11 protein-coding genes and 1 tRNA gene are annotated in these 12,849 nt (G+C 65.8%); 2 read left to right on the top strand and 10 right to left on the bottom strand.

Annotated elements, in window-relative coordinates:
* Nucleotides 1-12: 12 nt before the first annotated feature.
* The 7 genes from AC3WG5_RS17515 to AC3WG5_RS17545 all read right to left on the bottom strand — a co-directional run bounded on the left by AC3WG5_RS17515 (nucleotide 13) and on the right by AC3WG5_RS17545 (nucleotide 6,133).
* On the bottom strand, nucleotides 13-1,110 hold the full coding sequence (locus AC3WG5_RS17515) for a DegT/DnrJ/EryC1/StrS family aminotransferase (RefSeq protein WP_492569898.1): 1,098 nt from the start codon (nucleotides 1,108-1,110) through the stop codon (nucleotides 13-15).
* Between the two features lie 51 nt (nucleotides 1,111-1,161).
* Nucleotides 1,162-1,728 (bottom strand): acyltransferase, encoded by a 567-nt coding sequence (locus AC3WG5_RS17520; protein WP_008955705.1) that lies wholly within the window; start codon nucleotides 1,726-1,728, stop codon nucleotides 1,162-1,164.
* A gap of 18 nt (nucleotides 1,729-1,746) precedes the next feature.
* The gene (locus AC3WG5_RS17525; RefSeq protein ID WP_008955704.1) at nucleotides 1,747-2,283 is read right to left on the bottom strand and encodes a DUF4337 domain-containing protein; all 537 of its coding nucleotides are present in this window, start codon (nucleotides 2,281-2,283) and stop codon (nucleotides 1,747-1,749) included.
* A 61-nt stretch (nucleotides 2,284-2,344) separates the two neighbouring features.
* Nucleotides 2,345-3,409: a Gfo/Idh/MocA family protein gene (locus AC3WG5_RS17530; RefSeq protein WP_482583345.1), complete on the bottom strand. Its 1,065-nt coding sequence runs from the start codon at nucleotides 3,407-3,409 to the stop codon at nucleotides 2,345-2,347.
* A 120-nt stretch (nucleotides 3,410-3,529) separates the two neighbouring features.
* Nucleotides 3,530-4,273: a polyamine aminopropyltransferase gene (locus AC3WG5_RS17535; RefSeq protein ID WP_482584326.1), complete on the bottom strand. Its 744-nt coding sequence runs from the start codon at nucleotides 4,271-4,273 to the stop codon at nucleotides 3,530-3,532.
* Nucleotides 4,274-4,319: 46 nt separating this feature from the next.
* A complete protein-coding gene (gene ttcA, locus AC3WG5_RS17540) occupies nucleotides 4,320-5,282 on the bottom strand; it encodes a tRNA 2-thiocytidine(32) synthetase TtcA (RefSeq protein ID WP_492569900.1) in 963 nt (320 codons plus the stop codon).
* Nucleotides 5,283-5,353: 71 nt separating this feature from the next.
* Nucleotides 5,354-6,133 carry a pteridine reductase gene (locus tag AC3WG5_RS17545; protein ID WP_492569910.1) on the bottom strand — a complete coding sequence of 260 codons (780 nt, stop codon included), beginning with the start codon at nucleotides 6,131-6,133 and terminating at the stop codon, nucleotides 5,354-5,356.
* Nucleotides 6,134-6,197: 64 nt separating this feature from the next.
* On the opposite strand from AC3WG5_RS17545, the gene AC3WG5_RS17550 reads away from it, so the two are divergent.
* Both AC3WG5_RS17550 and AC3WG5_RS17555 read left to right on the top strand, forming a co-directional pair.
* Nucleotides 6,198-7,349, top strand: coding sequence for a class I SAM-dependent methyltransferase (locus AC3WG5_RS17550; RefSeq protein WP_492569902.1), 1,152 nt, complete (start codon nucleotides 6,198-6,200; stop codon nucleotides 7,347-7,349).
* A gap of 269 nt (nucleotides 7,350-7,618) precedes the next feature.
* A tRNA-Met gene (locus AC3WG5_RS17555) sits at nucleotides 7,619-7,695 on the top strand.
* A 269-nt stretch (nucleotides 7,696-7,964) separates the two neighbouring features.
* On the opposite strand, the gene AC3WG5_RS17560 is transcribed toward AC3WG5_RS17555, so the two are convergent.
* The 3 genes from AC3WG5_RS17560 to AC3WG5_RS17570 all read right to left on the bottom strand — a co-directional run bounded on the left by AC3WG5_RS17560 (nucleotide 7,965) and on the right by AC3WG5_RS17570 (nucleotide 12,588).
* Nucleotides 7,965-9,872 (bottom strand): diguanylate cyclase, encoded by a 1,908-nt coding sequence (locus AC3WG5_RS17560; protein ID WP_492569904.1) that lies wholly within the window; start codon nucleotides 9,870-9,872, stop codon nucleotides 7,965-7,967.
* Between the two features lie 200 nt (nucleotides 9,873-10,072).
* The gene (locus tag AC3WG5_RS17565) at nucleotides 10,073-10,822 is read right to left on the bottom strand and encodes an IclR family transcriptional regulator (protein WP_492569906.1); all 750 of its coding nucleotides are present in this window, start codon (nucleotides 10,820-10,822) and stop codon (nucleotides 10,073-10,075) included.
* 179 nt (nucleotides 10,823-11,001) lie between these two features.
* The gene (locus tag AC3WG5_RS17570; RefSeq protein WP_492569908.1) at nucleotides 11,002-12,588 is read right to left on the bottom strand and encodes a methyl-accepting chemotaxis protein; all 1,587 of its coding nucleotides are present in this window, start codon (nucleotides 12,586-12,588) and stop codon (nucleotides 11,002-11,004) included.
* Nucleotides 12,589-12,849: the final 261 nt, after the last annotated feature.

Genomic DNA, 12,849 nt, shown 5'->3' on the forward strand with positions numbered 1-12,849 from the left:
GCTCGGCAGCGCTCAAGCCAGCGCCTTCTTCACGGCGGCGACGATGGCATCCTGCGTGGCGTCGTCGAGGAAGGGGTGCATCGGCAGGCTCATAACGCGCTGCCCGGCGGCTTCGGCCACGGGGAAGCTACCCACGCTCTGGCCGAGCGCGGCGAAGGCCGGCTGCAGGTGCAGCGGGATCGGGTAATGCACCGCGGTGGGCACGCCCAACTCCTTGAGCGTGGCCGCCACCGCGTCGCGCCGGTCCACCTCGATGGTGTACTGGGCATGCACGCTGGAACAGCCGTCGGCCAACCTGGGCACGCGTGCGACGTCCTTGAGCAGTTCGGAATAGCGCGCGCCGATGCGCTCGCGGGCCGCGACTTCGGCCGGGAAGCTCGGCAGCTTGGCCAGCAGCACCGCGGCCTGGAGCGTGTCGAGGCGGCCGTTAAGGCCGATCACCGAGTGGTGGTAGCGGCGATCCTGGCCGTGCACGCGGATTTCGCGCATCGCCTTGGCCAGCGCGTCGTCGTCGGTGAAGCAGGCGCCGCCGTCGCCGTAGCAGCCCAAGGGCTTGCTCGGGAAGAAGCTGGTGCAGCCGATGGTCGACAGCGCGCCGGACTTCCTGCCCTTGTAGGTGGCGCCGAAGCTCTGCGCGCCGTCCTCGATCACCGGCAGATGGTACTTGGCGGCGATGGCGTTGATGGCGTCGAAGTCGGCGCACTGGCCATAGAGGCTCACCGGCATGATGGCACGCGTCTTCGGCGTGATCGCCGCCTCGATCCTGGCCGGGTCGAGGTTGTAGCTGTCCGGGTCGATGTCGACGAACACCGGCGTGGCGCCGAGCAGCGCAATCATCTCGCCGGTGGCGATGAAGGTGAACGGCGTGGTGATCACCTCGTCGCCGGCCTGGATGCCCAGCGCCATCAACGCGATCAACAGCGCGGTGGTGCCGTCGGCCACGCCGACGCAATGCTTGACGCCGACGTAGGCGGCGAGCTCGCGCTCCAGCTCGGCCACTTCCGGCCCCATGATGTACTGGCCGTGGTCGAGCACGGCGTGGATACGCGCGTCGATGTCGGCCTTGAGGTGCTGGTACTGCGCTTTCAGGTCAATGAACGGAATGCTCATCGGAATCGTTCCTCAGGCTTCGGCCAACGTTGGCCGAAGCCTTGCTGGGGATCAGAACGGCGTGCAGTGATTGCCGCCGATGTCGTAGTTGGTGCCGCAGCCCGGGCAGGCGTGCTCGCCGATCATGTCCGACAGGCGCTCACCGCAGGCGCACATCCAGCCCATGCGGTAGGCCGGGGCGCCGACCATCAGCGCGTAGGCCGGCACGTCGTGCGTCACCACCGCGCCGGCGCCGATGAAGGCGTACTCGCCGATGGTGTGGCCGCACACGACGGTGGCGTTGGCGCCGATGGTGGCACCCTTCTTCACCAGGGTGCGGCGGTACTCGTGCTTGCGGCTGACGTGGCTTCGCGGGTTGTTGACGTTGGTGAACACCATGGAGGGGCCGCAGAACACGTCGTCCTCCAGCGTCACCGCGTCGTAGATCGACACGTTGTTCTGCACCTTGACGTTGTCGCCGATGATGACGTCGTTGCCGACGAACACGTTCTGGCCGAACGAACAGCGCTCGCCGATCACCGCGCCGGCGCAGATGTGCGCCCAGTGCCAGATGCGGGTGCCGGCGCCGATGGTGGCGCCGTCGTCGACGATGGAAGTGGGGTGAACGAGATAGGTCATGCGGGTGCCCTCACGCAATCAGAAAAACAGGAAAAAACCGTCGACGAAAAACACCAGGCCGAGCAGGGCCACCGGCAGCGCGGCGAGCCAGACGGCCTTTTTCTTGAACAGGCCGGCGATCGAGGAGATCAGGATCGCCACCTGCAGGAAGATCACCGCCATGCCGAACGGTTTGCCCTGGCGCTGCGCGCTGTCGCGCTCGGCCTCCAGGGTACGCGCCTTCTGCTCGATGTCCTTGCGCTCCTGGTTGTAGCGCGCGGCGCGCTCGGCGGCCTGCTGCAGCGTTTTGGCGTAGCGCTCGCGCACCGTCGGCTCGACCTGCGGCGGCAGGTTGTCCAGCGCCAGCTGCAGGCGGTCGCGCTCCATCTCGTAGAGGTTGCTCTTGATGCTTTTGGCCTGGTAATAGGCCCACTGGTCCGAGGCCTGAGCCTGGGTGATGACGCTGCGCGTGGAGAAACTGCCGCCCTTGAAGGTGGACAGCGTGGCGCACACCGCCAGGATGACGGTGGTCAGCGCCAGATAATTGAGCCAGGGTTCTTTCTTTTCGTCCGCCATGATGTTGCTTCGGGTAACACGGTGAAAACGGGAACGGCCCGCCGGCGGCGGGCCACGGGAATCAGTAGTCGAGCGGCAGGCTGACGCGGCGGCCGTCGCGCGCCGACAGATACATCGCGATCAGCAATTCCAGCGACTTCAGGCCCTCGCGCCCGTCGGTCTCCGGATCGGCCTTGCCCTGCATCACGTTGATCACGTTGTCGTAGTAGAGCGGGTGGCCGAAGCCGTACACGCTGGTGGTGGCGTAGCTGGCGCTCTGGATCTCGTCGTCCATCGGATGCGGCTCGGCAAACTCCCAGTGCTGCACCTCGTTCACCGCCACGCCGCCGACGCGCACCGTGCCCTTCTCGCCGATGATGGTGATCGAGCCTTCCAGGTTCTTGGGGTAGGTCAGCATCGTCACGTTCATGCTGCCCAGCGCGCCCGAACGCCACTTGACGCTGACGGTGCCGGTGTCCTCCACCTCGATGTTGCGCGCCAGCGTCGCGGTGTAGGCCTGCACGCTCTCCACCGGGCCGATCAGCCAGTCCAGCAGGTCGACGTAGTGGCTGGCCTGGTTCATGAAGGCGCCGCCGTCGAACTCCCAGGTGCCGCGCCAGGCGGCCGAGTCGTAGTACTCCTGCGGCCGGGTCCAGAACACGTTGACGTTGACCATGTAGAGGCGGCCGAAGCGCTTCTCTTCCATGGCGCGCTTCAACAGCTGCAGCGTGGCGTTGCGGCGGTTCTGCTTGACCACGAACAGGCGGCGTCCGGCGCGGTCGGCGGCCTTCACCATGGCCAGGCCGTCCTCCCAGCGCGTCGCCATCGGCTTCTCGGTCATGACGTGGAAGCCGGCCTCGGAGCACTCGATGCTCTGTGCCGGATGCAGCCCGGACGGGCTGGTCAGGATCACGATGTCGGCCCGGGTCTCGGCCAGCAGCGCGGCCAGGCTGGCGTGGCCGCGCGCGCCGGTGCGCGCCACCGCGGCGGCCAGCGCCGCCGGGTCGATGTCGCACACGTCGGTCAATTCGGCGCGCTCGGCGTGCTTCTCCAGCGCGGCAAAGTGGTTCTGGGCGATGCGGCCGCAACCGACCAGCGCGAAGCGGATCTTGCGGTCGGTGATCGGGGCCTGATGGGCAGCTTGCATGGTGTTCTGGTCTTTCTGGAAAAGGCAAAGGGCGGCCAGGGCCGCCCACATCGATCCGGTGGTGTGACAGGCCGGCCAGCGCCGCTCCGCCACACCGGCGTCATTATACGCCAGCCTCTATTAAATCAGCAGGCGGTTGTCGCTGTGCTGATTGGTCGACTTGAGCCGGCTGACAAACTCCGGAAATTCGAGCCCGAAGCGCGCCTCCAGTTCCTCGGCGCGTTTTTTCAGGCCCTCGAAACGCGTCAGCGCCGGCGAACCGGCGAAGGCCATCACCGCCACATTGCCGTGGCTGGCCGACGGCAGCTCCAGCACCCGCCCCTCGAACACCCCGAGCAGACGCTCCACGAACTGGTGGTAGCGCTTGTCGCCGCTCCACCAGTTGGCGACGAACACGCCGTCCGGCGCCAGCGCGCGCTTGCAGTCCTCGAAGAACGCCTCGGTGGTCAGCGCGTCGACGATCTGCAGCCCGTCGAAGCCGTCCACCAGGATGGCGTCGGTCGAGCCGCGGAAGATCTTGACGTAGTCGGCGCCGTCGGCCTCGACGATCTCGAAGCGCTCGCCCTCTTCCGGCAGCTCGAAGAAGGCGCGCGCCACGTTGATCACCTGCGGGTTGATGTCCACCGCCACGCTCTTGGCGTCGCGCAGGTAGAAGTCGATGTAGCGCGCGAACGAGCCGCCGCCCAGGCCGATCTGCAGGATGTGGCGCGGCTCCGGATTGAACAGCAGAAAGCCCATCATGGCGCGGCTGTACGACAGCACCAGCCGCACCGGGTCGTCCACGTCCATCGAGCTTTGCACCGTCTCCGAGCCCAGGTGCAGCGAACGGATGCCGTCCACCTCGGAGATTTCCACCTCCGGCATGGCGTCCACGCCGTCGCGCACGCGGCGGCGGAACGGATGACGCGCTCTACCCGCCACAGGAGGTCTCCTTCGGACGGGAATCGAGGATGCTGATGGTGCGACGCGGCGCTTCGGCCAACTCGTCGTCGCCCGGCAGCGGCGGATCGCGGAATTCTTCCTTGTCGAAGGCGGTGTCGCCGTCGGCGAACGGCGCGTCCCCGGTCTTGAGCCCGGCGAAGTCGAACAGGCCGGTGTCGGCCAGGTGCGACGGCACCACGTTCTGCAGCGCGCGGAACATGCTCTCCAGGCGGCCCGGGAAGCGCTTGTCCCAGTCGTTGACCATCTCCTTCACCACCTGGCGTTGCAGGTTGGGCTGCGAGCCGCACAGGTTGCACGGGATGATCGGGAACTCGCGCAGCCTGGCGTAGCGCTCCAGGTCCTTCTCGCGGCAGTACGCCAGCGGGCGGATCACCATGTGGCGGCCGTCGTCGCTCACCAGCTTGGGCGGCATCGACTTCAGCTTACCGCCGTAGAACATGTTGAGGAACAAGGTATGCAGCATGTCGTCGCGATGGTGGCCGAGCGCAATCTTGGTCGCCCCCAGCTCGTCGGCCACGCGGTACAGAATGCCGCGGCGCAGGCGCGAGCACAGGCTGCAGGTGGTCTTGCCCTCGGGGATCACGCGCTTGACGATGGAGTAGGTGTCTTCCTCGACGATGCGGTACTCGACGCCGATCGACGTCAGGTACTCCGGCAGCACGTGCTCGGGAAAGCCCGGCTGCTTCTGGTCGAGGTTGACCGCGACGATGGAGAAATCGATCGGCGCCGACTTCTGCAGCCCGAGCAGGATGTCGAGCAGGGCGAAGCTGTCCTTGCCGCCGGACAGGCAGACCATGACGCGGTCGCCCTGCTCGATCATGTTGAAATCGTTGATGGCGTCGCCGACGTGGTGGCGCAGCCGCTTGGCCAGCTTGTTGGCCTCGAACAGCGCCTTCTGCGCCTTGGCGTCGAGGGTTTGGATATCGGACATGGAAGGAACAGCTAAGAAATTGAAAAACAGGCGATTTTAGCGCGAATCGGGGGCGCCTGTCATGGCCGACACTACAACACCACGCTCCTGCCACCATCCACCGCCAGCACCTGCCCGGTGACGTAAGCGGCGTCGAACAGCAGGAATTTCACCGCGCGCGCGATGTCCTCCGGCGTGCCGATGCGCGCCAGCGGAATGCTCGCCTCGATGCGGCGCTTGTGCTCCTCGTCGAAGAACGATTCGCCCTCCGGCCAGAGGTTGCTGCCCGGCGCCACGCCGTTGACGCGCACCTCGGGCGCCAGCTCGATCGCCAGGCTGCGGATCAGCTGGGCATGGCCGGCCTTGGCCAGGTTGTACACCACGTGCGACTTCATCGGCCGCTCGGCGTGGATGTCGACGATGCCGACGATGGCGCCGCCGCTCGCTCTCAGATACGGCGCGGCGGCCTGCGCCAGAAACAGCGGCGCCTTCAGGTTGCTGCCCATCAGGTCGTACCACACCGCCTCGTCGATATGGCCGATGCCGGAGGGGAAGAAGCTGGAGGCGTTGTTGACCAGCCCATCGAGCCGGCCGAACGCCTCGAGCGCGGTCTCCACCAGGCGCGGCAGCCCGGCGATGTCGTGCAGGTCGGCCTGCACCAGCACCACCGAACCGCGCCGCACCGCGTTCAGCTCCAGGGCCAGGCTTTCTGCCTCAGCGCGCGAACCGCGGTAATGCAACACCAGCCGCGAGCCCCCCGCGTGCAGATGACGGGCGATGCCCGCTCCCACCCGGCGCGCGCCGCCGGTAATCAGCACCACCTTGCCCTCGCCCATCGCCCCTCTCCCCTTGTCTGTCGCGTCGCCGCCCATCCCACCCCTTTCCGGCACGGCGGAATTGGCCGACAATTCGCCCAATTCTACCGCAAGCCACGCCATGACCCAGTTACCCGCCCCCGACGCCGCCGCCCTGGCCGTCAGCCAAGAGCTCTCCCGCCACATCGCCGCCGAGATCGCCGCCCACGACGGCTGGATTCCGTTCTCGCGCTACATGGAACTGGCGCTGTACGCCCCCGGCCTCGGCTACTACAGCGCCGGCAGCCGCAAGTTCGGCGCCGCCGGCGACTTCGTCACCGCCCCCGAGCTATCGCCCTACTTCGGCCGCACCCTGGCGCGCCAGCTGGCCGAGCTGCTGCCGCAGACCGGCGGCACGCTCTACGAATTCGGCGCCGGCACCGGCCGTCTCGCCGTCGACATTCTCACCGAGCTGGAAGCGCTCGGCCAACTGCCCGCCCGTTACGCCATCTTCGACCTCTCCGCCGACCTGGTCGAGCGCCAGCGGCAAACGTTGGCCGAAGCCCTGCCGCACCTCGCCGGGCGCGTCGAATGGCTGAGCGAGCTGCCGGAACAGTTCGACGGCGTCATCATCGGCAACGAAGTGCTCGACGCCATGCCCTGCGAGCTGCTGCACTGGACCCCGGCGCCGCAACAGCGCGGCGTCACCGTGCGCAACGGCGCCTTCGCCTGGGAAGACCGCCCCATCGCCGATCCCCGCCTCGCCGCCGTGGCCGCCGCGCTACCCCCCGAGGCGGCCGGCTACCTGTCGGAAGTCAGCCTGGCCAACCGCGCCTTCATCGCCACCCTGGCGGCACGCCTGGTGCGCGGCGCCATCCTGCTGATCGACTATGGCTTCCCCGAACGCGAGTACTACCACCCGCAGCGCCACATGGGCACGCTGATCGGCCACTACCGCCACCACACCGTGGACGACCCGTTCTACCTGCCCGGCCTGATGGATCTCACCAGCCATGTCGACTTCACCGCCGTGGCGCTGGCCGGCACCGACGCCGGGCTCGACCTGATCGGCTACACCACGCAGGCGCAGTTTCTGGTCAACGCCGGCATCACCGCGCTGCTGCAACAGCTCGACCCGGACGACGTCGCCCGCTACGCCCCGCGCGTTGCGGCGGTACAGAAGCTGCTGTCGCCCAACGAGATGGGCGAACTGTTCAAGGTGATCGGCTTCGGCAAGGGAGTGAGCATCGACTGGATCGGCCTCACCGAGGGCGACCGCTGCCACGCCCTGTAAGAACCCGCCTCCGATCTGTCGCGAGAGGCCTCTGCGGGGTGAAGAGCAGCACAGGGACCGGAACGGACACGTGGTCCATGAGGATTCCGGATCGCTGAGCCAATCGAAGATTGGCACGCAGTGCACATGAGCCCCGATCGGGGACCGCGCAGCAAGATCGGAGACAGGTTCTAAGCGTTTCGGCAAAAAATACGCCCCAGCTGTTGACAGCCCCAAACAGCCCCGGTATAGTTCGCCCCACTTCGACGCAACAAGCAACGAAGCAGCGTGGCGAATTAGCTCAGTCGGTTAGAGCGACGGAATCATAATCCGCAGGTCCGGGGTTCGAGTCCCTGATTCGCCACCACCAATTAAAGCCTTAGGCCAACTCAAACGAGTTGGCCTTTTGCTTTTCTGCCTTGTGGTAGGCGCCGTGTCGGCATTCAAGCTCCGCATCGCCCCATACCGCTCCCCGTCCTCGCTTGGCCTGCACAACGCCGTGACGACGCAGAGCGACAGTTCGCGTCTACACTTTCCGCCGCCCCTCCCGGCGCGACGACAGATCAGCCTGCCACGTTGCCGTCTTCCTCCGACAGGTTCTCCAGGCCGGCCGCCGGGGCTGCCAATGCCCCCCTCTTACGGACATACGCCTTTTGCCACGACGCAGTTTCTGCCCCGCCGCTTCGCCTCATAAAGTGCGGCATCGCAGCGATTGTAGATGGCCGTGAAGTCGTCCTCGGCGGCAAGTTCTGCAACACCGATACTGATGGTCACGCGAATTTCTCCGCTCAGCGCTTGAATCGTGCTCTCTTCGACTTCATGGCGCAGGCGCTCGGCCACCTCTTTCGCTTCGGACTCCGGGGTGTTGGGCAACAGAACGGCGAACTCCTCCCCGCCAAGGCGGCCGAGAATGTCGCTGCTCCTGAGCACCTGCTGAAAAACAATGGCAACGCGCTTCAGGGTTTCATCACCACCATAGTGGCCGAAGCTGTCATTGATGCGTTTAAAGTAGTCGAGGTCGATCAGGAACATCGACAGTCGGCCGCCATAGCGCTTCGTCCGACCGAATTCTTTCTCGGCAATCTCCGTAAAGTGGCCACGGCGCATCACTCCCGTCAGTTCGTCCGTTGTCGCGATGGATCTTAGCGTGCTGATCGATCTGTCCTCGGCAATGGCGATGCCGACCCAGCGCCCCAACAAGCGCAGGAATTCGATATCGCTGCGATCAAACGTTCGGCTATAGGGTTTCGTAGAGGAAAAATTGACGGTGCCATAGAGTTCGCCGCCGACCCACGTCGGGGTGCCGATATAACACTCCCGTTTGAAGGCATCGAAACAGGGGTGGCCCGCATACTCGGAATCGCTCATATGGTGGATCGCCACCACATCCGCGCGATTAAGCGTGATCGAACAGTAGGTCTGCGAGAGCTCGTATTCATCGCCGGCCTTCAGGTTGGCAGACGGCGGCGTACAGCAGCTTTCGACACGGTAGCGGCCTCCGTGCACATGGCTGACGATGCCAAATTCAACCCCAAGGTGACGGCACCCAAGTGCCAGGGCTTTCTGCAGTTGCTCTTGCAGGGTATCGCCCGACTGGGTGGCGATATCGTTCAGAATACGCAGGCTGTCGTTGACGAACAGCAATCGGCTGCGGAATTGACGTTGAATGTAAAGCGCACGGGCCAGCAGCACACCGCCCAGGACCATGGACAGCGAGATGACAGCGGCGAGCAGGCGGTAGCGGAACCAGCGCTGTTCATGCGCGGCGAAAATGTCCTCGACGGGCTGGGTTATCGATACGACCATCGGATAGTCATCCAGGCGTCGATACGTCACCAGCCGGTCGACCCCATCGATCGAACTCAGTGCTTCGAAGCTCCCTTGCGCAGGAGCACTTGGGCGCAAAAACGGACGATCGGGAGGCACCGCCGTGCCGACAGCCTGGTTATCCAGTTTCCGATTGCTTCCGCGCGCGCGGAAAATGCCGTCCGTTCCGACCAGCCCGATAGAGCCACGTGGGCCGAGGTCGATCGATGCAAAAAATTGCCCGAAGTAGTCGGGGCTGAGAGAGATGACCAGCACCCCCTCGAAGTGGCCATGCTCCTCCAGGATGGGGCGGGTTACCTGTATGCTGTAGCGGCTGGAGATGCGCCCCTTGACGGGTTTGCTGATATAAAGCCGGTCCTGGCTGCTGTCACGATGCACCCGGAAATGCTCACGGTCACTCAGATCGACCGGTTTCGCGTGCGGGTCCAGATTGGAATACGCGAGCTTTCCGTCCGGGCCGATAACCGCGACCTGGACCAGCAGTGACTTGGGGTAGGTGGACTGGAGCAACTGGACTTTCCGGTCGAAATCGGATCGGTCATCAAGCCATGACTGGCGCAGGATCAGCAGCGCTTCGTCGACCTCGTTGAAGGTGCGAACGACGTGTTCCCCGAAGGCCCGGACAAGATTGGCGGACTCGGTCTTGGCATGACGCTCGACATCGGCGTGATTACGGTCTTGTTCCGCGATGAGAACAAACCAGAGCAACGCGACCATGAGCCCCACGATGGCCAGGATCGAAAGCGGGTGGGAGATAGTCCGGGCTGAACTTAATCGAGGTTCATATGGCATTGATAAGCCAGCCAACGAAAAAGAGGGAGAGTCACCTGATTAGACGCCAGATTGCTGCCTCAAACAAGTAGCATGCCTGTGACATCTTGAAGATGATTTCCGAATTTTAGTCGACCAGCCCCGGCCTATTTCAGCAGCAGCGACAGCTCCCACGCCGCCTCGCGCAGCGGCTCCAGGTAGCGCTGCGGCAGCTCGTGCCCCGCCCCCCGGCAGGCCGGCACGTGCAGGCAGAGCGTGGCCCGGGCGGCGTCGAGGTCATCGCGGATCGGCACCGACAAGGTACACAGGCCCAGCTCGAACTCCTGGTCGCACCAGGCATAGCCTTGGCTGCGAATCGCCGGCAGCAGCCGCTGCAGGGCCTGGCGCTCGACCACGGTATGCGGGGTGTGGCGTGGTCGCGGGGCGTCGAGCAGGGCGTCGCGCGCCGCCGGCTCCAGCTCGCTCAGGATGACCCGCCCCGACGCGGTGCACGTCATCGGCACCCGCGCCCCCGTGGCGAAGCGGCTGTGGTGGAAGAAATGGCCTGGGGCCTCGGCCAGACACAGCATCTCGCCCCGGTCGGGCACCAGCAGCATGCAGCTCTCGCCGGTCAGCTCGGCGAGATGATTGAGCACCGCCTGCGCGGCACGCGGCAACGGGACGGACGCAAACGCATCGAAACCCAGCGTCAGGATTTTCGGCGTCAGCGCGAAGCGCTTGTCTGCGCTCGGGCGCACGAAACCGAGCTGCTGCAGGGTATACAGGCAGCGGGCGACCGACGCGCGCGGTATGCCGGTCTTCTGGCCGATCTCGCTCACCGACAAGGGCGTGCCGCACGGGTCGAAGGCTTGTATCACCGCCAGGCCGCGTTCGAACGGCGTATCGGTATCGTGCATGGCGGGCGGCTCAGGGAAAACGCGGGGCGCGTCCGGACGCGCCGGCCCGGACCGCCCCGGCGCGCTGTCGGCCATTTCGCCTCCCACATCACCAACGGCGGCACGATTCATGGCGTCGCCCGGCTCAACTCGCCCCGGCGCCGCTGTTTCTGGCCTGGACGAAGGCATGGCGGCGGCACTCATCGGTTCTTCTCGAAGTCGGCCAGCAATTTCGTCAGCGCCCGGGACAAGCCGTGCAAGGCGGCGGCGATCTCGCGGTTCTTGACGATGTTCACCGTGCTTTGCTCGGAGGCGGCGCCCAGGCTTTCCATGCTCTGCGCGACCTCCGCCGAGGCGCTGGATTGCTGTTGCAGCGAGTTGGCGATGGCCGCGGTGACCGTTTCCAGCCCGGCACTGGCCTGATCGATCTGCTGCAGGCTGTCGACGGTTTGCTGGATGTTGTGCTGCACCCGCTTGATGCAGGCGCCGACGGCCTGACGGCCGTCGATGATGTGCGCGATTTTCTCTTTCAGGAGTGCGATGGAGGCGCGGATGTTGACGGTGTTGTCGGCGGTGTTTTCGGCCAACTGTCTCACCTCGTCGGCCACCACGGCAAAGCCGCGCCCCTGCTCGCCGGCGCGCGCGGCCTCGATGGCGGCGTTGAGGGCGAGCAGATTGGTCTGCTGGGCGATGCTCTGGATGATGTCGGTGATCGAGCCGATGTCCTCCGAAATGCCCTCCAGCTCCTGCACCGCGGCATTGGTCGTTGAGGCGCCACCGGCGGCCTCGTCCATCGCCGACTTCGATTCGTCGATGAAACGGTTGCCCGCCGCCACCAGCGCCCTGCTGCGCTTGGCGTGCGCCGAGCCCTCTTGCGTCATGGCGGAAATTTCTTGGATCGACACCGCCAACTGCTCCATGGCGGCGGCGATCTGCGCCGCCCCTTGCGCGATCTGGGTGTTCTGCTGGTAGAGCTGCTGGGCTTCCGTTTCGATATGGGTCGAGGTGCGGTCGATGCGATGGTTGACCGCCACCACGTCCGACACCACCGCCTGCAGATGGAGCCGGGTGGACTCGAGCGCGGCGAGCATGTACTGGAACTCGCGCGGGCCGCTCGGGACGATGGCCTGATCGAGGCGCCCCTCCCTCCACTGGGCCAGGGCCGCCAGCACGAGACGGCCGGAGCGCCGGGCTTGCCGCAGCGCGTAGAACAGCAGTCCGCCCGCCAGCGTGATGCTCGCCAGATTGAGCGCCAGCGCCAGAGAACGATCGAGCCACAGGCCGCCCAGCACGCCAGCCATCATCACCAGCAGCGCCGCCGCCAGCCAGAACAACAGCGCGCGGGCCTGCAGCGGCGGCGTGGCCGGAAACGCCGCCGCTCCGCGTTCGAGCGCGCGGTACAACTGCTCGGCCTGCTGCTTTTCCAGCGCGCTCGGCGCCGTGCGCACCGACATGTAGCCGACATGCCGCCCCTGCTCGTGCAGCGGCGAGACGTGGGCCTTGACCCAATAAAAGCCGCCGTCCTTGCGGCGGTTCTTCACCAGGCCCTGCCAGGTCTGGCCGCGCCGGATGGTTGCCCACAGATCGGCGAACGCCTGCACCGGCATGGCGGGGTGCCGGACGATATTGTGGTCCTGGCCCAGCAGCTCCTCCTCGGCGAAGCCGCTGATGCGCATGAACTCCGGGTTGGCGTACAGGATTTTTCCCTGTAGATCGGTTTTCGTCACGATCGGGCAGCGGGGATCGAGCGCCACTTCGTGATCGGTGATCGGCAGATTGTTTCGCATGCTGTACCACTAGGTGTTCGGGAAAAGGACCCGCGCGGGTGCCGTGCCGGCCGGTTCGGATAAGCCGATCCGGCCAGCCGGGTTGGCGACGGCAAAAAACCGGGGGCTCTGACGAACCACCCGGTTGCGCTTCGCCCGCCCGCTTCAGGCGCTGGCGCGTTTGCGTTCGACTTCGGTCGTCGGCGCGGCCGCGGTTTCGCCGTTGAGGCGGAAGTCGAAGTCGATCGAGGCGAACGGCTTCTGCAGGCCCTTCCTGTCGAT

It is taken from the genome of Pseudogulbenkiania sp. FW507-F1 (assembly GCF_058781125.1).

What these genes read in the sequence shown, in the direction of transcription:
- AC3WG5_RS17560 (WP_492569904.1), bottom strand. Translation starts at nt 9,872, where the DNA reads ATGGTCGCGTTGCTCTGGTTTGTTCTCATCGCGGAACAAGACCGTAAT.
- AC3WG5_RS17525 (WP_008955704.1), bottom strand. Translation starts at nt 2,283, where the DNA reads ATGGCGGACGAAAAGAAAGAACCCTGGCTCAATTATCTGGCGCTGACC.
- AC3WG5_RS17515 (WP_492569898.1), bottom strand. Translation starts at nt 1,110, where the DNA reads ATGAGCATTCCGTTCATTGACCTGAAAGCGCAGTACCAGCACCTCAAG.
- AC3WG5_RS17570 (WP_492569908.1), bottom strand. Translation starts at nt 12,588, where the DNA reads ATGCGAAACAATCTGCCGATCACCGATCACGAAGTGGCGCTCGATCCC.
- AC3WG5_RS17550 (WP_492569902.1), top strand. Translation starts at nt 6,198, where the DNA reads ATGACCCAGTTACCCGCCCCCGACGCCGCCGCCCTGGCCGTCAGCCAA.
- ttcA (WP_492569900.1), bottom strand. Translation starts at nt 5,282, where the DNA reads ATGTCCGATATCCAAACCCTCGACGCCAAGGCGCAGAAGGCGCTGTTC.
- AC3WG5_RS17535 (WP_482584326.1), bottom strand. Translation starts at nt 4,273, where the DNA reads ATGCCGGAGGTGGAAATCTCCGAGGTGGACGGCATCCGTTCGCTGCAC.
- AC3WG5_RS17530 (WP_482583345.1), bottom strand. Translation starts at nt 3,409, where the DNA reads ATGCAAGCTGCCCATCAGGCCCCGATCACCGACCGCAAGATCCGCTTC.
- AC3WG5_RS17520 (WP_008955705.1), bottom strand. Translation starts at nt 1,728, where the DNA reads ATGACCTATCTCGTTCACCCCACTTCCATCGTCGACGACGGCGCCACC.
- AC3WG5_RS17545 (WP_492569910.1), bottom strand. Translation starts at nt 6,133, where the DNA reads ATGGGCGGCGACGCGACAGACAAGGGGAGAGGGGCGATGGGCGAGGGC.
- AC3WG5_RS17565 (WP_492569906.1), bottom strand. Translation starts at nt 10,822, where the DNA reads ATGCACGATACCGATACGCCGTTCGAACGCGGCCTGGCGGTGATACAA.